Here is a 19,778-nt window from a genome sequence, read left to right as displayed (position 1 = left end):
AACGAACATCCTAACTAACTATTTATGCTTAACTTTATAACGCACTTCTTCTTAGCACAAAGAAATGATAACCGAACTGCGACCCATCATGTGATTGATAAATATCGAGCTCTCTTTGAATATCTTTGATTGCTTGTGACTCTGGCATACTGGCTTTTAGCGCATTCACTCTTGCTTGCAAAGGTTGCCAATAGTTTTGCCAAGCTTTAGCACTAATTGTAAAGTCATCTAACACTTCAAAACCCAGCTTTTTAGCTTGCATCAAACGCGTATCAACGTTTGTCATTGCTGGATATTCAGTCGACCAAAATGATTGATACTTTTCATTTGGCTTCGAAGTTAGCCAAACTAAATCACTGACAATAATCAAACCATCTGCCTTGAGTACAGCTTGCCAGTGCTTTAGGGCCTCTTCAAAACCCATAATATAGACACAGCTTTCTGCCAAAATTGCATCAAAACTATGTGCCTTAAATGGCAGTTCAGACATACTCGCACAGATGGGAGTAACCTGTTCAGCGTAACTCTTGCTTTCAATCAACTCAGCTAAGTTTGTGACCGCGATGGGTTCATTATCTATGGCTGTGATCTGCGCATTAGAGTGCTCTGCCAATAAACAAGTCGATAAACCTTTACCACTGCCTATTTCTAAAATGTTACTTGCCTTACTCGGAATATGTAAAATCGCTTTGAGCGTCTCACTGTCGTCTCCGGGTCCCCAACGCGTCAAAGGTTCAAAAACGGTTAGGAAATCTTGCATATATTGGTCGTGTGTATTCATATCTTTTGATAACCACCTTATTCTTTGCGCTTCTTTTTCAGTAAAGCCCTGCTGTAATAACCATTCATAGTGCGCTTGTGGCGCAAGTTCATTTAATTGCGCATGAAAATCACGATTAGAACTCTCACCCAGTAAACCAGAAAGTAATTCTCTCGCTTTCTGTTTTTGCACTATTTCTTCATCTAACAAACGCAGCCTTTTACTTAAAAAATCTTTATCTATTTTGCCATTTAGACAGGCAATACATTCTTTAAGTGATAATCCACCAGCTTGTAACTGCATGGCTAAAGTTAAACGCTGAGCATCCAATTCGGTGTAAACACGATAACCATTGTCTAAGCGTTGACCTCTAATGACACCTAATTTCTCGTAGTACAACAAGGTCGTTCTTGATACACCTACTCGTTTTGCAAGCTCTGAGATTAAAAACATATAAGCCCATTCTGAATAAATTAATTAAAGCGTATTTAAGATTAGCTTGTTTTGATAATGAGAGCATAAAGTGTATAGCTATAGACAGGTCAAGTTAAGCGGAACGATTTATAGCCCTCAATATAAAAAACACGCACAAATTATCAAACCTTAACAATCATGAATAAGCTTTATTTATCATTTACTTCAGTTAAATCCGCTTCCCGGTTTTCAAGATAGCATATTACTCTTTAGTTACACTTTACTGAATAGCGAGTTAGTAATTATGAATAGAAGAGATTTTTTGAAAAGTGGTGGTAAGCTTGCTTTTACAGCAATTGCTTTGTCCTCTTTACCGATGGCTGCTTTACTGACTGGTTGTGAAAGTGAAGTATTCAGAGTGACTTATATCAACTGGTCACAAGATATAAAAAAGTACAATGTCTTAGCAATGAAAGTTCGTGCAGAAAAAGATTTAGAAGACATTGCTCTGTGGGTCAAAAGTAATAATTATAGGATGAAAGCATTTGGCTCTATGCACAATTGGTCTCCTTTAATTATTTCAGAAGACGAAGTTGACAGTGATTTAATGCTACTTGACCTATCTGAATTAAATAGTTTAGAAATGCTTGAAGCTAATCCTGATTATGGCGTTGTCAGTGTTGGCGCTGGTTGTATGGCTGAGTCCTTATATGATTTTTTAGAAAAACAAAAAGATCCTATCAATGGATGCCCCGATGGTTATGCATTCTCAAATACCCCTGCACCTGGAGATCTTTCTGTTGGTGGCATGCTTGCAATTGGAGGTCATGGAACAAAAGTTAAATATAAAGGTTCTACAGAGAACGAGGATTTTAATGGCTGTATTAGTAATAGCGTTCTTTCATTGACAGCTCTTGTATGGGACGGCTTTGCATATAAATTAAAAACATTCACTAGAACCGATCCAGATTGTGATCTTTTTTTAACTTCTCTAGGCTCTATTATCATTACCAAAGTAAGTTTTAAAGTATTACCCGGTTACTACCTTCGCTGCCAAAGCTTTACTAATATTCATTACAAAGATATGTTTACTGAATCTGCTAACAATAGTATACATGCACTGTCTAATATATTGGATAAACATGGTAGGCTTGAAGTCATTTGGTTCCCGAATACTGAATATCCTTGGCTTAAGGTGTGGTCTAATGAACCGACTAAACCAATTAGCTCCCGCCCTGTATTAACAGCCTACAATTACCCTTTCAGTGACAATATTCCATTAGAGATTTCTGAAATAATTAAAGATTATTTAGTCCGAAATCCTAAATCAGTCCCAAGTTTTGGACAAACGCAATTGTCAATTACGAAAAACGCGTTAGAGGGCTCTGCTAATTTAGAAAATATATTTAAAGGTGCTTGTAAACTTGCAAGCTCTACTGAACAGCCTTTGTCTAAAACTGACTTAAACCCTTTTAAATCTTTTATAGAGCACTCGAGTAGTCAAACTAATATCCTTCCTAGTCTCACTCAAAGTCATGACTTATGGGGACCCGCATGGAAAATGCTTGTATATGTTAGGAAAAACACCTTAAGGGTAACAGCAAATGGGTACGCAGTTTTATTACCTAGAGAAGATATTCAATCTTTTCTTGCTAAGTTTACCCAAAAATATCTAACTCTTGAGTCTAGTTATAAAGAGAGAGATCTTTACCCTACAGCTGGCCCAATGGAAATCCGAGTAACAGAAGTTGATAATACTGAGGGCCTGCCTTCGGGCTCAAGACCTCCAGCACTTTCAGCTACAACAGCTTCTAAAAATAAAAAGCTTGATACTGTGATTTGGCTAGACTTATTGTCATTTAGCAAAATGAAAGGCATGGCAGAGTTTTTTACTGAGATTGAACAGTGGCTATACAAACAACTTCCTGCAGATCAAATTCGCGTAGAGTGGTCTAAAGGCTGGGCTTACAACAAAAAAGGAGCTTGGCAAAACGCTGATTTTATTGAAAATACATTGCCTAAAACATTTTCAAACGCGAGCCGCAGCCTGAGTGAAACATCTCTGGCTCTGAAAAAGTATGACCCATACTCAATATTGCGAAGCAAAATATTAAATGATGTATTAAAAAATTAATGGATTCGGGTGAGCAGTCTCTACCAGTTAGACTGTTCACTCACTCTTGTAATCAAATAATAATGCTTTTCTTGTGTATACCATTTTAGACATCTTAACCTTTAAAAGGAGTAATGATGCGTTTACCACTTTTGCTCACAATATTTTGTTTTGTTTTATTTGGGTGTGGCGGTACAAGTAGTACTGGCGATAATTTAAATAATAAGACAAATGTTTCCCCTGTCTTAACTATCAAGAGCTCAGCAGATAAAGTGCAAGCGGGAAAAGAATTCACTTTAACAGCAATAGCGAGCGATAGTGACGGTAAAGTCGCGCGTTATAAATGGGCTCAAACTGCGGGAACAAAAGTTACTTTTATTAACGATGAAAAACCTAAAATTACTATCACTTCCCCCTTAGTAGAGAAAAATGAACAGCTTACTATGTCATTGACAGTTACTGATAATGGCGGCGCAACAACCACTAAAAGTGTTACTATATCTATATTGGCTAATGCTTCACCTATCTTAAAAATCACTAGTTCAGCAGATGAAGTTCTAGCAGGGAGCAAGTTTACTTTAACAGCAAAAGCGAGCGATAGTGACGGCAATATTACAAGTTATAAATGGACTCAAACCTCGGGGCCAAAAATTACTCTCACAAACAATGAAAAACCTACTATTGATATCACTGCCCCCTTAGTTGTCAAAAATGAAGTAGTCACTATCTCTTTAACTGTCACTGATGATGGCGGAGTTACAACCACCAAAAGTATTTCAGTATCCATAACTGCGCTTACAAGCCTTATATGTCCATAATCTGTCATACTATTATTAAAAAAACGCTTTTGTAATTTAAAAGGCTGCTTAAAAGTGAGAAGTCAGTTTTACATTGATTTCTCACGTTGCATTTTCTTAAGCTTTATTCATAACTATAACTTAAAGTTACACCCGAATAGGCTTTATAGGCTTTTACGCCAAAGTGCCACTCGCCTTCTTTTAGGTTTGTGAGCGTGCATGTCTCACTGTTACCATCTTTATAAGGACGACATTCATAACTGGAACTATTGGGTGCAGAACCACTTTTAACATATAGGTCTGCGTCGCCAGTGCCACCAGAAATAGTGACCGTCATTTTGCTTACACCACTTGGTAAAGTTGCACTTCGATATTGCCATTTACCGGTACTCGCAGACAGGTTTGTAAAGGTATCAGACCCGCCATTATCGCCGCCACCATTATTGCTATAGGTTGCTTTTAAGCTCACACCACTAAATGCGCTGTAACCTTTAACGACCACATAGTATTTACCCGTTTGCACAGCATCAATACTACAAGTTTCATTATTGCCATTTTTATAAGGGCGGCAGTCGTATGTACTCGACGTTGGTTTGCTGCCATAACGCACATACATATCGGCATCACCAGTGCCCCCAGACATTTCAACTAATAAAGCATTTTGACCAGCAGGCACGTCAATATAAAAACCGAGCTCTTGCGATTTACTACCGCTGATATTTGCTGCAGCAACACCACTTGTTAACTCCGTATCACCCACGGGTGGATCAATAACACCTGTATCAATTTTAGTTAATCCGTTAGTCGCTTTAACTAAGTTAAGTACATCACCTGCCCCTGATGCATACCACCAATTAACATTATTGGGTAGCAAGGTTGGATTTGCATCGCGTTCTGCTTTTGAAAGTGTGTTTGCAGTAGAATTAAATTGTGCTGTTCTCACATCAAGCTTATCACTTGATACCGTAAGCACTTTGAATTGTTGAATACTGGCAAGATCAATCGTCCAAGATTTAGGATCGTTGGCACTTCGAGCAGGCGCCCCCCAACTACCTTCTCCGACAAACACAGTACCGCCACTGGTTGTACTCGTAAAATTGTTACCACTTGGTTTCAGTGCTTGTGTCACTTTGTTGATGTGTGTATCAGATTCAACCACCAAATTCATTTTATGGTTATAGAAATGATTTGCCCACCAAGTATGCAAAATGGTGTTGTCTGATTTACCTGAATAATGCGGGAACATTGGCTTATGGTATTGCGCTATACGCCAACTTACTGAGCCACCAGAGCTTTGCAGGTCTTGTTGCAACCAATTATTCATTGCTGTTGCATAACTTGACCAGCCCGAGTTTTTATATTGAGAATTTAACGTATATACACGTAATAATGGCGAAACGTTAAATGCACCATAGGTGTCTTTCGCGTCACAGACATTATTGTTGTCGTAATCCACACCAAACACTTGGCATAGTGTTTTGTAGTTATCATCTTCATGATTACCATGTGTGGCAACAAACGGGTAGATCCGTTTGTAATTCAGCCCGTCGATGCTATCTGAAGAGAAAGTAAGTTGCCAATCATTGAGGTAACTGCTCATTTCAGAAGCTGTGTTAGCATTGGTATAGTCGCCGCCATGCATGATAAACAGTGGACGGATCTTAGCAACTAACTTATTGCCATTTTGTCGATTCGTCCATCCAGTACGTGTATCTCCACCAGCGATTGCGACAAAGGGTGAGTTGTCATTGGGGGCTGTTTTGAACCATAGACGTTGACCGCAGCCCGAATCATCACAGACGCGATAATACACGGCTTTATTCGCTGATAGCCCTATAAGCTTTACAAATTTACTTTGTAAAGAACCATCAAAGGTATGGCTAGCTGTCACGTTCTTTCTTTGCCATAAAGACTCATCTGTCGACACACCATATTTGACATAATGATTTGTACTGCCATCAGGTGTGAAGCCGATAGTCGCTTGACTTTGTGGGGCGTTATCCCAAATGAGACGATGATATTTACTGCCTGCTTGCGCGTTAAACGCACTAAGCAAAGCAAATGATATAGCGACCTTGCTATAATTTTTCATAGTTGTTCCTTAGTATTGATATTGCTGTTAAAAAATCGTCTTATACCAATCCTCTTAATTAAGTGGTCTATTTTAAGGGGTGGTATTCAAAAGACGGGGTTATTGTGCATTAGCCTCCTTAATCGAATTGGGTAATTCGGAAGTTACTAACATCACAAATGCAGCATTTCTGTAGGGAAGAGTATGAAAACGCCCTTGATAAAAATCGACTGCAATCGCTCCTTTATCTAGATGGCGATAATGCCCTTCTAAAGGTTGCTCTGCGTCTTGTGTCCAATAATCGCCCGCTTTAATATGACGAAAATAATCTGTAGAAAGCATTGCTTGCTGAGGTTTATCTTGAGTTTGTAAAATTGCTTCTACTTCTTGTTGTGTCGGTAAGCGCCAGCCTGTTACTTGGCAAAGCCCGTGTTGATTAGCTTGTCGGATCAAGTCTTGAGTATCACATCGTTCAGACTCAAAATAACAATCGCCGCTATTTTTTACGCCAATTTGGTCGTTGAACCACGAATAACTCCAGTAACCGTCATGGATGGATTCATCGTCTCGCTTCACTTCCCATAACAGATTTTGGTTTTCATCGTAAACGCAAGCCCAAGGTCCCTTCCATGCAGCCATCAACTGACCATCATTACCAACTTTATAAAATTTATTTTCTAGGGGTATACTCGGCTCACTCTGAATTAAATGCCCAGCAGCTAAGCAAACTGTAAAAAAACCAATAGAAAGTAATAATCGTTTAAGTATCATAACTTGCCTTTTTGACTCAGTGCCGAGTAATCCAATTTCAATGGTCTTTGATGACGAGTGTGTGCGATTTGCGCATGGTCAAAAGCGGCGACCCACAAGCAAACCCCCTGCTCTAACGCCACGTCATATTCAGAACCTGTTTTGTTCCTTCTCGCGACTTCTAATGTCCAATATCCGTCTTGCCAATGACCTTTTGCTGTGACATCGCCTCGGTCTCCTTCAAAACGATTCGAACGATAAAGTACTGAGCTTAATAAAGTGCCTTCAGGGTAGGTATCTAGTAATGGTTTATAAGGTGTACTTGAGAACCAAGGTAATACTGCTTGTTCAATATGTTGGTTATCAGCTTTATACATGTATTGATATTCAGGTAATGGCAATCGCTTAGGAGTGATTTTGTCTTTGCCGTACCAAAGCCAATTCATTACATACGCACCACTTTCTTTACCATCAGCAAAGTAGCCAGCTGTGTACCTCCTATCTCCGGGTTTTGCTTTTCTTGGATTCGCTATTACATTGTCATCCATCTGTACCATGTCATTAGTGCGTAGGGCTTTCCAATGCCAAAGGTCACGCACTCTGCCATCGAGTGCTCCATGGTAGCCTTTGCCGTGCCAATTCGCAGGTTTGCCTTTGATAGGTGACTTGCCTAAATGCGCTGTGCCATCGCCGCCATGGTCGCAACTCTGACTAAGCAGGACTGCAAATTTATCTTCGTAATAGCGAGTTTCATTGAATGTATGGAAGCCTTGCTGCTTCACTTGCCACTGTTGGTTTAATTTAACCAATGGTAGATGGGTTAGGCTTTTAGTCTCATCTTGCCAACGAAATAAGAAGTAGCTCTCGACATCGTTGCTGGCAATCTTTATTTGTACCGGTGTATAACCGTTATTGAAGTTTGCCCCACCGTAGGTGTTAATTGTTTTCCATTTGATGTTTTGCCAAAAAGGCTCTGAATCTTGCCCATCAATTGCAATAAAATCTGAATGTTCAAGTGGTAACACCTGAAAGCTTAGAAATTTATTCTGATCAAAAATAAATACGCCTGTACCTGCCAGCAAGCAAAAACTAATGAGATGCCATTTAAATCTCACTATCGCTTTTATTTGGAAGAGTTTACTTACTAATTTTTTGCCTAATGTTAAGAAGTGAACGTAACTATGCAATATCAAGAAGAGTATGAACGCTAAAGCACTCAGGTAATGGACAGTTGAAAGCCATACATTGGCTAAATCTAACCATCGGGTAAATCCCGAGATTAAACAAAAAAGAAGAACGATATAGCCAAACCAATTTACTGACTGGTGATACTTATTATTTGTTGTTTTATGTTCAAACCTTAAACGGTAAAGAATAAAACAAGCACTCGCTAAAGCAAGTGTAACGCCAGAATAATAGTGAACGGTGTGCATTTTACCTTGCGGCAAAACAGGGGCTAGAAATGAAAAGTGATCATACTGTAATAAACTGATTCTCAAACCTGTAATCAATGAGAGCGTTACGGAAATCATAACGATTAAATGCAGAATAATAAAAAGGTGTCGATTGGCTCTTTTCACTTGCAAACTGTTTATCCACTTGGCTGTATCAAAATTGGAGCCACACACTAAATGAATTTATTTACAAAAAAATTACATTTCTCTTATATTTTTATGTGTAATAATTCAGTCACAACTAAACAAAATGGAATAAGTGACAAAAATATAGTTAAATAATCGTTAACTGTTGCCAAATACCCCTAATTCCCCATAGTATTCAAATAAATCATCTACAATAAAAATAATAACCCGGGAGGTGATATTTATGAGAATGCGCCAAAAGCTGATAGCCAGCTTTGTTTTAACCGTGATTGTCCCTATTTTAGCAATTTCAATTGTGAGCATTTCACAAACCAAAACCGAATCTTTAGAGCGCTTCATCGATAGCTCAAACAGTGAGATACGACAGGTCGAAAACACCTTCAATCTATTTTTTGATCAAATGAAGAATAATGCGCGATTTTTAGCGCAAAGTAGCACTGTTACTTCTGTTTCTGAAAACACATCTACTTACTTTGACGCCGAAAAAATGATGGATCCGCGCTCAGCAGGAAAAGAAGAAGCTGAAATTTTTGAGTTGTTTGAATCTTTCGGTCAAACCCATGAAGAACTCTTATTTGTTTACTTAGGTACCCAATACGGTGGTTTTATTCAATATCCTGCCGAACCCTTAGGAAATTACGACCCTCGTAAACGTCCTTGGTACAAACAAGTTACGCAAAATCCAAATGAAGTCATTGTCACTGAGCCATATCAAGGTGTAACAGGTCAGGCTATGGTCAGTGTGGCAACGGCAATTAAAAAGTCTGGGCAAACGATAGGTGTACAGTCGTTAGATGTTACCTTATCTACACTCACTGACATTGTGAGCAACATTCGTTTAGGTGAAACTGGGTATTTGATGTTATTGGATGGTCAAGGCACAGTCCTAGCCGATCCTAAAAACCCTAATAACAACTTCAAATCAATTAACAAGTTAAATTCACCTATTTTCAATGCGATCAGAACGAATAAAAATCAGCCTTTGATCAATATTGAAGCAAGCAATAAAACCATGGTTGCTCAGTTGTACCATTCAGATGCATTGAATTGGACGTTTGTCGCCATCATTGATGAAGACGAAATTCTGTCTTCTGCCTATAATATGTCTTACAGCATTAGTGTGATTGCTGTGGTCATGTTAATCGTCTTTGTCATTATTGCAGTAGTGTTAGCAAATAAAATTGTCTACCCAATTGAAATGGTATCAGAAGGCTTAAAAGAAATAGCACAAGGCGAAGGTAATTTGTCGAAACGCCTTAAAGTCATAGGTAACGATGAAATCAGCGAACTTGCCTCATGGTTCAACCAATTCTTAAACTCAATAAATGAATTGGTTAAAGACATTCAGAACAATGCAGCTACTTTAAATGACGAAGCGCAAAGCTCAAAGTCACGTATCAGTGAGATTCGACAACGCTGCCAAACGCAACTAGACCAGGCGCAGCAAGCAACACATACCACCGAGTCTGTAGAAAGTATGGCCATAACTATCAGCCAAAACTGTGGTGACGCTTTGAATGCGATTGAAACGACTGATTCTCATGCTCAAAATGGTAATGATTTAATTAAGCAAACGGTTTCACAAGTTGCACAGCTTCATGGTTCTTTGGGAGAATCAGCAGGTGCTATGAGTGACCTTGAGAAGCAATCAAATAACATCACTAATATTCTGGAAGTAATTAGAAATATCGCAGAACAGACTAACTTATTAGCACTCAATGCCGCTATTGAAGCTGCCCGTGCAGGAGAACAAGGCCGAGGCTTTGCGGTTGTTGCCGACGAAGTAAGAACACTGGCACAACGCTCTCATGATGCGACGCAAGATATTGAAAAAGTACTAACCGAATTAATTGATCAAACGCGAAGTGTTTCACAACAAATGACGTCTAGTGTCGCTGACTCAGAGCAAGCCATAGAGTGCTCGGAACAAGCACATCAAAGTTTTGACGAAATCGCTGAATCTGTTCGTTTAGTGCAGAACTTTATTGCGCAAATTGCTGAGCAAGCTAAACAGCAAGGTGATACAGCAAGTGAGACTAAACATACCATTTCTGGTGTAAACGATTCCGCTCAGCATGTAGGAGAAGCTGCTGATAACCTCTCTGCTGGTGCAACTCAATTAGTAGAACTTGCAAATAGCCTCAACAGGCTCGTTGGTCGATTTGATATAAACTAACTTAAGTGAGTGAAGCTTACTTTTAGCTTCACTCACTTTTGATACTAAAATGTTTAATCACGCCTTCTCTGTCTTGTTTAAGTTTTTCAACCAGACCTTCTGGAATTTCTGTGTCTGAAGCATATTTAGCACTCCATACAATCATATCTAACAGAATTGGCAACATATCAATGCCCTTTTCTGTCAATTTATAAAGCTTCTTTCTTTTATCCTGTTCACTCACACGTTTTGAAATAAGCCCGTCTTGCTCTAGCTTTTCTAAACGTGTGGATAAAATATTGGTCGCCATTTTTTCATCAGAGTTTTGTAAATCTGAATAAGTTTCTTTTCCAAAAAAGAGCATGTCTCTTAAGATCAATAAGCTCCACTTATCGCCTACCAAGTCTAATACTTTCGAAATTGGACAGTCTGAACGTTTCATAAGTTATTTCCTCATTTCTAAATTACATTGTAATTTAACTTGCACTTTGCAAGCAAATAAATTAACTTGCATTTTGAAAGTTAAATACACAGAGAGAGATTCATATGACATCGCCTAAAATTCAATTTAATAAATTAGTAAAACCACATTGGACTGAAGACGACAATCAAAAAGCGTTGCTAGCTGTAGATTTTGTTCAGCTTCTTATGAATGATCATAACTTTGATAAAGTTTTAGCTAAGTATGGAAAGAATGGTTATAAGCAACATAATCAAACCATCGCTGATGGTATTAAAGGCGTTATTTCTGCGATCAGAGCACTTACAAAAAATGCCCCTGAATTTAGTTACGATGTGAAAAACATTTTTGTAGATGGCAATTATGTAATCTTGCACTCTCATGTGACTTTAAAAGCGAAACATCGCAATAATCCGAAACAAGGGTTTAATATTATTGATACTTGGAGAATTGAAAACAACGACTTAGTTGAACACTGGGACGCAGTGCAAGGGATCAGTTTTTCTATGCGTTTATACGCCTTACTGACCGGCGGAAAAATACTAAACAAGAATGGCATCTTCTAAACACAACACTAGTTTGACATTTTTGTCCGACTATTTTAGTTAAAAACTCTTTACTGATATCTAATTAGCTTGATAACTCGATTTACTTTTATAGCAAAAAGTGTTCTTATTTTTAGGACAAATTATAATCTTAACTTTAGGTATTTATGCTTTTTTCGACCACTGAAACCATTCCAGGAAAAGAAATTGAAAGCATTGTTGGTGTAGTAACCGGCAACGTCGTTCAAGCAAAGCACATTGGCCGTGACATCATGGCGGGCTTAAAAGGCATTGTCGGCGGAGAGATCCGTGGCTACACCGAAATGCTAAGTGAAGCGAGAGACATTGCTATTGAGCGTTTAGTTCAAAGTGCCGCTGACAAAGGCGCAGACGCCATCGTTGGTATTAGATTTACAACCAGTACCATTATGGATGGTTCTTCTGAAATTATGGTTTTTGGTACAGCAGTTAAACTTAAACCATGATTAATCAGCAAGACATTACTTTAAGAGATTTTGTAATTTCTGACAAAACTCAATTGATATCAGTATTAAACCACCTTGATGTCACTCGCTATTTATCTAGCAAAATACCTTCCCCTTACAAAGAAGAAGATGCCATTTGGTGGATCGATCAGGGAAGTAAACAAGGTTTTGTAAAAGCGATTTGCTATCAAGGTAAATTTGTTGGCTGTATAGGCGTTAACCCTGGTGAGTTTGAATACCAGCGCGCGGGCGAATTAGGTTATTGGTTAGATAATGCGTATTGGGGAAAAGGCATTATGTCTCAAGCTATCGAGTTAATAACTACCGAAGTTTTTAGAACGACGCCTATTGTCAGAATTTTTGCAGCAGTGTTTGAACCAAATATGCCGTCAAAGAAAGTGTTGCTTAAATCCGGATTCCACCAAGAAGCAGTTTTGAAAAGTGCGATATTTAAAGATGGCACATTTTACGATAATCACTTATTCGTAAAGTTGAAAACCTAGATTGATTTATTTAATTCAAGATTAAGTCAACGTGTATCACTGAAACTAACAGACAGTGTAAAAATTTTATCAAAATAAAATGGTGCACTTGCAGGCACTTACAAATTCACAAACATTAAAAGGATAATAAGATGAAAATAGGTAAATATTCTTTGTTCTGGCTAGGGTCTATTGCCTGCTACCTTCTGCTCACAGCAATCGGGTTAATCGAATTTGAGTTAGCCACTTTCGCAGTCATCTCAAATCTCACAATGCTTCCTTTTTTGTTCGATTCAAAAAATGGTATAATCGAATATCAAAAACAACAAATCGTGAAAGATCCAATTAATCACCTGACTTTTAACGACAACGTATTATATATTGGGTCTGACAGCGTACCAGTGGATCAGATCCGAAAGGTTGCGCTAGATACTTGTGGAAAAACCAGTTTTTTCTCATTGCCTTATAATCAAATAAAACCCGGTGTTGTGCCGGCATTTGAATTTCCACCTGAGCAGTTTGAAGATGTGAAATCTCACTTGAAGAATGGATTACCAGCAACGGTTACTTTTATTTCTTAATGAGTACCAAGTACAGCAGTATTCATCATTTTTCAAAAAATCACAAAACAACGAAATAAACTTCATTCATTAACTGTCTTATTCTGCTCGGATATGAAAAAAAAGGTCTGAATATTGAAATCAAGTGTTCTGACATTTATTGCGCTTATTGCATTCGCAGGAAACTCTATATTGTGCAGAATTGCATTAGGCGAAAAACAAATAGATGCTGCTGGCTTCACAGTAATACGGTTAATTTCTGCAGCTATATTCTTATATTTTTTGGTTTTCTTTAATAAACGTACTGATAAATCACCTCTGAATTATGGTAGTTGGTGGTCATCAATTATGTTGTTTATCTATGCAATTTGTTTTTCTTTTGCCTATCTCACTTTAGATACTGGCACCGGTGCATTAATACTTTTTGGTTCAGTTCAACTGTGCATGTTAACTATTTCTAAGTTATCAGGAGAGCGCTTCTCAACGCTTGCATTGATAGGCTTGTTGACTGCACTTATCGGGTTTATTTATCTGGTTTTTCCAACGTTAACAACCCCCTCTCTCTTTGGCTTTGTTCTTATGTCGTTGTCTGGGATCGCATGGGGCTTGTATACACTTGCAGGTAAAGGGTCGAGGCAGCCTAGTGTAGAAACTTCTATGAACTTTATCAGAACTTTACCACTAGCAATTTTGGCACTCCCCTTTGTTGATTACAACTCTATCACAGGCAAAGGTCTTATCTCTGCAATCGTATCTGGCGTTGTCACATCAGGTATCGGTTATATAATTTGGTATAAGGCTTTGCCACTATTAACTGGTATTCAAGCAGCCGCCTCTCAGCTCTTAGTACCTATTATCGCTGCTATTGGTGGTTTTTTGTTTTTATCGGAGCCTATATCTACACGCCTTATAATAGCTTCACTTCTTATTTTAGGGGGCGTTTTATTAGTTTCGCTTGAGAAATCCAAAGAATAAATCAACATATTAACTTTTCGTTATTGAAGCATGCGAATACATTGTAAAATTCTGATTTTTTAAACTGGACTTCATATGGCTTGGTTATATTTAAGTATTGCTATTGTTTCAGAAGTTATCGGCACACTGGCTCTAAAAGTATCAGATGGTTTTAACAATCTTATTGCAAGCGCTATTTGTGTTATTGCCTATTGTGTTGCTTTTTATTGCCTGTCTTTAGTTGTAAAGGAAGTGCCTGTTGGCGTTGCATATGCAGTTTGGTCTGGGGCAGGCATTGTCCTTGTTACAGCTTTGGGAAGTATCTTCTTTAAACAAATGCCTAATATTCCTACTTTATTAGGTATGGCATTGATCATTTTAGGTGTTTTTATCATCAATATCTTTTCTAAAAATATGACTCACTGAATAAAAGTTGTTTCATCACTCAGTTTAGTTTCTTCGTTATGTCTTTTTAGCGCAACCATAATCTCTTCACATTTTTCAGTTAGTTTATTGATAATCTTCGAATTTGGAAAATGTTATGTTATTTACTAAGCTACTCGCAAATAGACTGTTTTTGCTTTCTATCAGCCTTGTTGTTACTGGCATCATTGGTACGTTGATGGTCCATGAACTCGAACTCATGTTTTCCGAACTTAGCCATGAAACTTTGGCCCAGCTAAAAGAAGATGAAGAAGGTATCGCGATCTTGCTGGTCGGATTCGGAGTACTTTTAGAAGGCAGACATATTTTACAAAACTGGATCGCAGGCCATGAAGTAGAAGCGACTGAAACGACTCATTTATGTGAATATTATGGGTTTATTTTACTGGCTCTAGGCCTTTTCATTGAGATATTTGACCAAATCACTAACTTAATTCATAGCCCACAGGTGGTTTTTTGGACTGAAGTATTAGTTAACTATCCTATTAATCTTTATGCGATGTTCTTGTTATTCAAAATCATTGTTGCTCTTGCAAATCCACAAGCTGATACGAAACTTGCTCATTAATTCAAATACGATAGCTGTGAGTGAATTTCGCAGCTATCGTTCAGTTTAGGCCATGCTAGATAAGACAGCTTCCATTTTATCTTTTGCATTTGCAATGCTGAGTTCTTTACTAGGCATATTCAAACCCTCAGCATAAATGAACTCAACGTCTGTAATCCCTAAAAGCGCAAAAAACGATTTAACATGTGTAGTTTGTGAGTCATTATCAGTCCCTGCATAAATTCCGCCACGAGCAGCTATCACTACCACTTTTTTATTTGCTATCAGGCCAACAGGGCCTTGTTCTGTGTATTTAAACGTCACACCCGCTCTAGCAATCCTATCCATCCAAGCTTTAAACTGTGAAGGCACACCAAAGTTATACATAGGTAAGCCAATAACCAGTATATCGCTTTGTTGTACTTCTTTTATCAAATTATCAGATAAATCAACCAGTGATTTTTGTTCACCACTTCTCTGCGCTTCAGGCGTCATCCAAGCAAGCATTTCTGTTTGTTCTAAGTGTTCCAAAGGCTCTTTAACTAGGTCGCGATGTGTAACTGTTAACTCAAACTTATTTGATAATCTGTCGACAAAGTTATTACTCAAGATATAAGAATTGCCAGCGTCATGATTAATTGATGTGTTAATTAGTAGAACATTTTTCATTTATATTCACCTGTGGTTATTTCAATAACTCCAGTCTATGTTGGGCAGCAAAAGTTAAACAGCTATAAATTTTGAACACTCTAATCAAAATTTTTGAATAGATTGAAATGGTATTTTGCATCTATGCTGTAAATAGTTAATCACCTGATTTGAGTTACTTATGGCATTAAAATTATCCGCAACAGAACATGATATTGGTGGCCTAAACGTAAAACGTTTACTTCCCCACATGAAAAAGCGCATGGTTGGACCATTTATATTTTTCGACCACATGGGCCCGACTTCATTTTCTCAAGGTGAGGGAATTGATGTTAAACCGCATCCACACATCGGCCTTTCTACTTTGACTTATTTAGTTGAAGGTAAAATTTTACATAGAGATTCATTGGGTAATAACTTAGAAATCGCACCGGGTGATGTAAATTGGATGACAGCTGGCACAGGTATTACCCACTCTGAGAGAGAAAGCGTCGAAACAAGAGCAAGCGACCATGGTCTAAACGGCTTGCAATCTTGGATTGCCTTACCCGCACAGCATGAAGATATTGCGCCTTCATTTACGCATGTGAAGCGAGAAGCCCTGCCGCAAATAGTTAAAGATGGTGTTATGACTCGCCTCATAGCAGGTGATGCATATGGCTTAAGCTCACCAATTAAAACTTATACAGAAATGTTTTATCTAGATGTAATTGGTGCTCAAAGTAAAACAATTGACGTACCCAATCCAGACTTTGAAACCGCACTCTATGTTTTATATGGTCAAGTCACTGTCAACGAAGAAACTATCTCACCCTATGAACTTGTATTATTAAATGATACAGAAACAACGATTGAGTTTTCTAAAAACAGCCGTGTTATTTTACTGGGTGGAGAGAAATGGCAGCATGTGCCTTACATTCATTGGAACTTTGTATCGTTTAGTAAAGAAAAAATAGAACAAGCAAAACAAAACTGGAAAGATGGTAAATTTCCAGAGATTCCATCTGATAACCTGGAGCGTGTGGAGTATTAAACATAAATCTCCCTCAGCCAAATTTTAACTGAGGGAGTTGCTGTTCTAAGGGAATGAATATCGAATAATACGTTTTAAGACAGAACCATATTGTCGCCAAAATCCGCCCGTATTGTAGTGAATACCGTGCTGCTGAAAGATTTGTTGTACTTTCGGGGCTATTTCTGGGTAACGCTTCGCCGGTAAGTCTGGAAACAAATGGTGTTCAATCTGAAAACTTAAATGCCCTGTTAAGATGTGAAACCATGTGCGGCCTTTGAGGTTTGATGAGCCCAATGCTTGACGGTAATACCACTGCCCTTTGCTTTCGTTTTTACACTCGTCTTCGGTGAAAGTATGAACATGCTCCGTAAAATGCCCGCAAAAAATAATGGTTGAAGTCCATAAGTTTCTTAATAAATTTGCTATTAAGTTACCACAAAAAACCCATAGAAAGAGCGGCCCTGCTAGAATTGGGAAAATGACATAATCTTTAACCAGTTGCTTAGCCCCTTTACTGAAGAAACGTTTTTTTAGTTCTGTGTGTGATACTTTGTTATCTCGGTTGTCTTTCTTTTTACCAAAGAAAACCCGCTCAGCTGCCATCTCATGATATGACACCCCCCACTGAAAAAGTACACTCAATAAAATATAAGTAATAAACTGCCAAAGGTTTTTCACTCGCCACCTAAAGTCATTCGATAACCTCAAAAGGCCATAACCAAAATCTCTGTCTTTACCGATAATATTGGTATAAGTGTGATGTTCGTAGTTATGTACCCTGTTCCAACTTCTGCCATCACAGGCAATATCCCATTCATAGGCACGAGAATTAATGAACTTGTCGTTCATCCAATCATATTGACCATGCATTACGTTATGACCAATTTCCATGTTGTCTAAGATCTTGCCGACCGCAAGACTTATGACACCCACGACCCACAGTAATGGCTGCCAGAATCCTAATATCAATAAAATTCTGCCGCTCCACTCAAATACTCTCTGCCAAACAATGACTTTACGAATGTAATTAGCATCATCTTGTCCCACTTTCGCCTGAGCTTGTTGTTTAACTTCATCAAGTTGCAAAGCTAACTGTTCAAAATTTACTTGTCTCATAGTTCTAACTCCAAATCTGTCACGGCTTGAGAAACACACAATTGGATCAGCTCTTCGCTGTTATCTGATAAGCGTCCATCACGCATATCTTTTACAATACCCTTCTTTTTCACACACTGACATTGATGGCAAATACCCATACCACAGCCATACATCACAGGTTTATTGTGTGATTGAAATTCACTTAATAATGAATCTCGGTTACTGATTTCTAAGTCACCATGATTGAGTTTTACTGTGAATCTTGCAGCTTTATTTAAGGGTTTAGTTGGCTTAATTGCTTGAAAGTGTTCTGCTCTGATGGGTATTTGACGTGACTTACAGAATTCCTCAGCTTCAACGTACATTGCTTCTGGCCCACAAACGAGGAGCTCGTCTGTGTGTTCTATTGAAACAAACTTGGAAAATGAGCCGTGTTCATTACGATTAAGTAGTTCAAAACTAAAATTAGGGAGTCTGGTTAAAAGTTTCTCTAATACATCCACCAGTAAATGCGAATTAGGCTTCGCGTAATACAATAAATGGACGTGTTGGTGCATGTTTGTCTGTAAGTCATTCAACATTGCAATGAATGGGGTAATACCAGAGCCGCCTGCTAAAAGTGTCGTATGATTGCTTTGCTCATCAAATATGAATTCACCCATTGGGTTTGAAATATTGACCCAACTATTCATAGCTAACTCGCCAAGATACGGAGTAAAGTTACCCTTATCATGAGTGCGGATCACCAAATCAAATAAGCCCGTTTCTTTTAATTTTTTCGCGCCAGACGCGATGGTGAATACTCGAGAAATCAGCCGACCTTGTTGCACTATTGTCAAAGAAATATGCTGGCCAGCTGTGTGAATTGGCCATTTTCTCTCTGGTTTTAGGGTTATTTTAAGTGCATTTTCGCCAAGTACTCGAATACCTTTAACCTGTGCCCGAAAAAAACCGCTTCTCCAAGCAGGCTTAATTACTTGTATCACTGGTTCGAAATAACCTGATAAGTCTCTGTGATGAAATAAATTGTTTGAAATAAATCGTAAGATATTTTGCATGTCAAAACCATTTTAGCTTACACGTGTACGCCCATTGAGCGCACAAGTGTAAGCTCAAAATTTTTAAATGCAAATTTTTTGGTTAATTACTCTAGAATACCGAATTAGTTTGTCTATTTTCATCAACAACTCTTTAATTCTTCAAGCTCTTTATCAGAGCTAGATCTCGTAAAATCTTCTTAAATTTGATTTCAGAATTAATATGTAGATTTTGGAAGATAGAAAGTTTTCTGAGTCTTAGTTAAGTTGAATTTGAAACTTTAAAGCCTTATGAAGAATGATTTAATTAAAAGATGATAAATCAAATAAATTGAAGCTCTATACGAGAAGTTAAGGAAAATCTTTCTTTGTTAAGCAAAGGTCGGATTATAAAAATTATATCTTTTAGCAATCCAAACACCTCTTTAAAACGTACTAATTGACTCTATTTGGAGCGATACATGTACCTAGAAAAAGAAACTTTAAATCTACCAATTCCCCCAGAAAACTCGCTAGATGAGCATCAAAAACAGTTATACCGTAAAGACCCTCAAAAGTTCTTAAAGAGCGTTGATTTTATTCACGCATCAATAAAGTATATGGTCGACAACCACATAGAAAAAATCAATGTTACCAACAAACAGACCATATTCATTTATGATGATGGCACGCAAGAATTTTGGATTGAATGCAATAAAAATAGAAAAAACTTTAAATTTCAACTAATAGAAGAATCACCAGTTATCTTAGATGACAGTGAATACATCACTATTTGTAAACTTGCTCATTTGGTGAGACAAGACCAATTGAGATACTTTCATACCAATCCTTTTAATTAAGTG

The 19,778-nt window shown here is 37.9% G+C and carries 20 protein-coding genes; 12 read left to right on the top strand and 8 right to left on the bottom strand.

The genetic code is table 11. From position 1 onward, the window contains the following. Positions 1-34 precede the first annotated feature (34 nt). Positions 35-1,213 (bottom strand): MerR family transcriptional regulator, encoded by a 1,179-nt coding sequence (locus tag ACXAC4_RS07360; protein WP_475160254.1) that lies wholly within the window; start codon positions 1,211-1,213, stop codon positions 35-37. Positions 1,214-1,478: 265 nt separating this feature from the next. On the opposite strand from ACXAC4_RS07360, the gene ACXAC4_RS07355 reads away from it, so the two are divergent. Together ACXAC4_RS07355 and ACXAC4_RS07350 are read left to right on the top strand one after the other, a co-directional pair. Beyond that, positions 1,479-3,308: a cholesterol oxidase substrate-binding domain-containing protein gene (locus ACXAC4_RS07355; RefSeq protein ID WP_475160252.1), complete on the top strand. Its 1,830-nt coding sequence runs from the start codon at positions 1,479-1,481 to the stop codon at positions 3,306-3,308. A 113-nt stretch (positions 3,309-3,421) separates the two neighbouring features. Continuing rightward, entirely contained in the window at positions 3,422-4,105 is a 684-nt protein-coding gene (locus ACXAC4_RS07350; protein ID WP_475160250.1) for a PKD domain-containing protein, read from the top strand. Positions 4,106-4,208: 103 nt separating this feature from the next. Here ACXAC4_RS07350 and ACXAC4_RS07345 read toward each other — a convergent pair whose 3' ends face one another. The 3 genes from ACXAC4_RS07345 to ACXAC4_RS07335 form a co-directional block, all read right to left on the bottom strand. After that, positions 4,209-6,176: a pre-peptidase C-terminal domain-containing protein gene (locus ACXAC4_RS07345; protein WP_475160249.1), complete on the bottom strand. Its 1,968-nt coding sequence runs from the start codon at positions 6,174-6,176 to the stop codon at positions 4,209-4,211. A gap of 99 nt (positions 6,177-6,275) precedes the next feature. Further along, positions 6,276-6,926 (bottom strand): Lcl domain-containing protein, encoded by a 651-nt coding sequence (locus tag ACXAC4_RS07340; protein ID WP_475160248.1) that lies wholly within the window; start codon positions 6,924-6,926, stop codon positions 6,276-6,278. After that, entirely contained in the window at positions 6,923-8,020 is a 1,098-nt protein-coding gene (locus ACXAC4_RS07335) for an ethylbenzene dehydrogenase-related protein (RefSeq protein ID WP_475160246.1), read from the bottom strand. Before ACXAC4_RS07335 ends, ACXAC4_RS07340 begins: the two co-directional genes overlap by 4 nt. 709 nt (positions 8,021-8,729) lie before the next feature. Here ACXAC4_RS07335 and ACXAC4_RS07330 point away from each other — a divergent pair. Then, positions 8,730-10,682 carry a methyl-accepting chemotaxis protein gene (locus ACXAC4_RS07330; protein ID WP_475160245.1) on the top strand — a complete coding sequence of 651 codons (1,953 nt, stop codon included), beginning with the start codon at positions 8,730-8,732 and terminating at the stop codon, positions 10,680-10,682. Positions 10,683-10,710: 28 nt separating this feature from the next. Here the strand turns inward: ACXAC4_RS07330 and ACXAC4_RS07325 are convergent, their stop codons facing one another. Then, positions 10,711-11,103 (bottom strand): winged helix-turn-helix transcriptional regulator, encoded by a 393-nt coding sequence (locus ACXAC4_RS07325; RefSeq protein WP_475160244.1) that lies wholly within the window; start codon positions 11,101-11,103, stop codon positions 10,711-10,713. Positions 11,104-11,207: 104 nt separating this feature from the next. Between ACXAC4_RS07325 and ACXAC4_RS07320 the strand changes: the two genes are divergently transcribed. From ACXAC4_RS07320 to ACXAC4_RS07290, 7 genes are all read left to right on the top strand, one after another. Continuing rightward, positions 11,208-11,687, top strand: a complete 480-nt coding sequence (locus ACXAC4_RS07320) for a nuclear transport factor 2 family protein (RefSeq protein WP_475160242.1) — start codon at positions 11,208-11,210, stop codon at positions 11,685-11,687. Positions 11,688-11,833: 146 nt separating this feature from the next. Then, the gene (locus tag ACXAC4_RS07315) at positions 11,834-12,151 is read left to right on the top strand and encodes a heavy metal-binding domain-containing protein (RefSeq protein WP_138482474.1); all 318 of its coding nucleotides are present in this window, start codon (positions 11,834-11,836) and stop codon (positions 12,149-12,151) included. Further along, positions 12,148-12,654, top strand: a complete 507-nt coding sequence (locus tag ACXAC4_RS07310) for a GNAT family N-acetyltransferase (protein WP_475160241.1) — start codon at positions 12,148-12,150, stop codon at positions 12,652-12,654. The genes ACXAC4_RS07315 and ACXAC4_RS07310 overlap by 4 nt, the downstream gene beginning before the upstream one ends. Before the next feature lie 131 nt (positions 12,655-12,785). After that, positions 12,786-13,214, top strand: a complete 429-nt coding sequence (locus ACXAC4_RS07305) for a hypothetical protein (RefSeq protein WP_475160239.1) — start codon at positions 12,786-12,788, stop codon at positions 13,212-13,214. A 114-nt stretch (positions 13,215-13,328) separates the two neighbouring features. Next, positions 13,329-14,168 (top strand): DMT family transporter, encoded by an 840-nt coding sequence (locus ACXAC4_RS07300; RefSeq protein WP_475160238.1) that lies wholly within the window; start codon positions 13,329-13,331, stop codon positions 14,166-14,168. A 75-nt stretch (positions 14,169-14,243) separates the two neighbouring features. Further along, positions 14,244-14,573, top strand: a complete 330-nt coding sequence (locus ACXAC4_RS07295) for a DMT family transporter (protein WP_475160236.1) — start codon at positions 14,244-14,246, stop codon at positions 14,571-14,573. A gap of 115 nt (positions 14,574-14,688) precedes the next feature. Next, a complete protein-coding gene (locus ACXAC4_RS07290) occupies positions 14,689-15,159 on the top strand; it encodes a hypothetical protein (RefSeq protein WP_475160234.1) in 471 nt (156 codons plus the stop codon). Between the two features lie 45 nt (positions 15,160-15,204). Here the strand turns inward: ACXAC4_RS07290 and ACXAC4_RS07285 are convergent, their stop codons facing one another. After that, complete coding sequence (locus ACXAC4_RS07285; protein WP_475160233.1) at positions 15,205-15,807, bottom strand: FMN-dependent NADH-azoreductase; 603 nt, start codon at positions 15,805-15,807, stop codon at positions 15,205-15,207. Positions 15,808-15,967: 160 nt separating this feature from the next. On the opposite strand from ACXAC4_RS07285, the gene ACXAC4_RS07280 reads away from it, so the two are divergent. After that, on the top strand, positions 15,968-16,819 hold the full coding sequence (locus ACXAC4_RS07280; protein WP_475160231.1) for a pirin family protein: 852 nt from the start codon (positions 15,968-15,970) through the stop codon (positions 16,817-16,819). Positions 16,820-16,864: 45 nt separating this feature from the next. Here ACXAC4_RS07280 and ACXAC4_RS07275 read toward each other — a convergent pair whose 3' ends face one another. Both ACXAC4_RS07275 and ACXAC4_RS07270 read right to left on the bottom strand, forming a co-directional pair. Further along, the gene (locus ACXAC4_RS07275) at positions 16,865-17,917 is read right to left on the bottom strand and encodes a fatty acid desaturase family protein (protein ID WP_475160229.1); all 1,053 of its coding nucleotides are present in this window, start codon (positions 17,915-17,917) and stop codon (positions 16,865-16,867) included. Continuing rightward, positions 17,914-18,957, bottom strand: a complete 1,044-nt coding sequence (locus ACXAC4_RS07270; protein WP_475160228.1) for a flavin reductase family protein — start codon at positions 18,955-18,957, stop codon at positions 17,914-17,916. Before ACXAC4_RS07270 ends, ACXAC4_RS07275 begins: the two co-directional genes overlap by 4 nt. 440 nt (positions 18,958-19,397) lie before the next feature. Here ACXAC4_RS07270 and ACXAC4_RS07265 point away from each other — a divergent pair, with 440 nt between their 5' ends. Next, positions 19,398-19,775, top strand: a complete 378-nt coding sequence (locus ACXAC4_RS07265; protein WP_404389659.1) for a hypothetical protein — start codon at positions 19,398-19,400, stop codon at positions 19,773-19,775. Positions 19,776-19,778: the final 3 nt, after the last annotated feature.

The organism is Pseudoalteromonas sp. AWM4_233 (assembly GCF_056158285.1).
Note: the sequence above shows the minus strand (reverse complement) of the source record. Positions and strands in the feature narration are given on the sequence as shown.

Coding starts and splice junctions, on each gene's coding strand:
- ACXAC4_RS07315 (WP_138482474.1), top strand. CDS start 11,834: ATGCTTTTTTCGACCACTGAAACCATTCCAGGAAAAGAAATTGAAAGC.
- ACXAC4_RS07325 (WP_475160244.1), bottom strand. CDS start 11,103: ATGAAACGTTCAGACTGTCCAATTTCGAAAGTATTAGACTTGGTAGGC.
- ACXAC4_RS07295 (WP_475160236.1), top strand. CDS start 14,244: ATGGCTTGGTTATATTTAAGTATTGCTATTGTTTCAGAAGTTATCGGC.
- ACXAC4_RS07350 (WP_475160250.1), top strand. CDS start 3,422: ATGATGCGTTTACCACTTTTGCTCACAATATTTTGTTTTGTTTTATTT.
- ACXAC4_RS07345 (WP_475160249.1), bottom strand. CDS start 6,176: ATGAAAAATTATAGCAAGGTCGCTATATCATTTGCTTTGCTTAGTGCG.
- ACXAC4_RS07330 (WP_475160245.1), top strand. CDS start 8,730: ATGAGAATGCGCCAAAAGCTGATAGCCAGCTTTGTTTTAACCGTGATT.
- ACXAC4_RS07305 (WP_475160239.1), top strand. CDS start 12,786: ATGAAAATAGGTAAATATTCTTTGTTCTGGCTAGGGTCTATTGCCTGC.
- ACXAC4_RS07280 (WP_475160231.1), top strand. CDS start 15,968: ATGGCATTAAAATTATCCGCAACAGAACATGATATTGGTGGCCTAAAC.
- ACXAC4_RS07290 (WP_475160234.1), top strand. CDS start 14,689: ATGTTATTTACTAAGCTACTCGCAAATAGACTGTTTTTGCTTTCTATC.
- ACXAC4_RS07355 (WP_475160252.1), top strand. CDS start 1,479: ATGAATAGAAGAGATTTTTTGAAAAGTGGTGGTAAGCTTGCTTTTACA.
- ACXAC4_RS07275 (WP_475160229.1), bottom strand. CDS start 17,917: ATGAGACAAGTAAATTTTGAACAGTTAGCTTTGCAACTTGATGAAGTT.
- ACXAC4_RS07320 (WP_475160242.1), top strand. CDS start 11,208: ATGACATCGCCTAAAATTCAATTTAATAAATTAGTAAAACCACATTGG.
- ACXAC4_RS07265 (WP_404389659.1), top strand. CDS start 19,398: ATGTACCTAGAAAAAGAAACTTTAAATCTACCAATTCCCCCAGAAAAC.
- ACXAC4_RS07285 (WP_475160233.1), bottom strand. CDS start 15,807: ATGAAAAATGTTCTACTAATTAACACATCAATTAATCATGACGCTGGC.
- ACXAC4_RS07340 (WP_475160248.1), bottom strand. CDS start 6,926: ATGATACTTAAACGATTATTACTTTCTATTGGTTTTTTTACAGTTTGC.
- ACXAC4_RS07270 (WP_475160228.1), bottom strand. CDS start 18,957: ATGCAAAATATCTTACGATTTATTTCAAACAATTTATTTCATCACAGA.
- ACXAC4_RS07310 (WP_475160241.1), top strand. CDS start 12,148: ATGATTAATCAGCAAGACATTACTTTAAGAGATTTTGTAATTTCTGAC.
- ACXAC4_RS07360 (WP_475160254.1), bottom strand. CDS start 1,213: ATGTTTTTAATCTCAGAGCTTGCAAAACGAGTAGGTGTATCAAGAACG.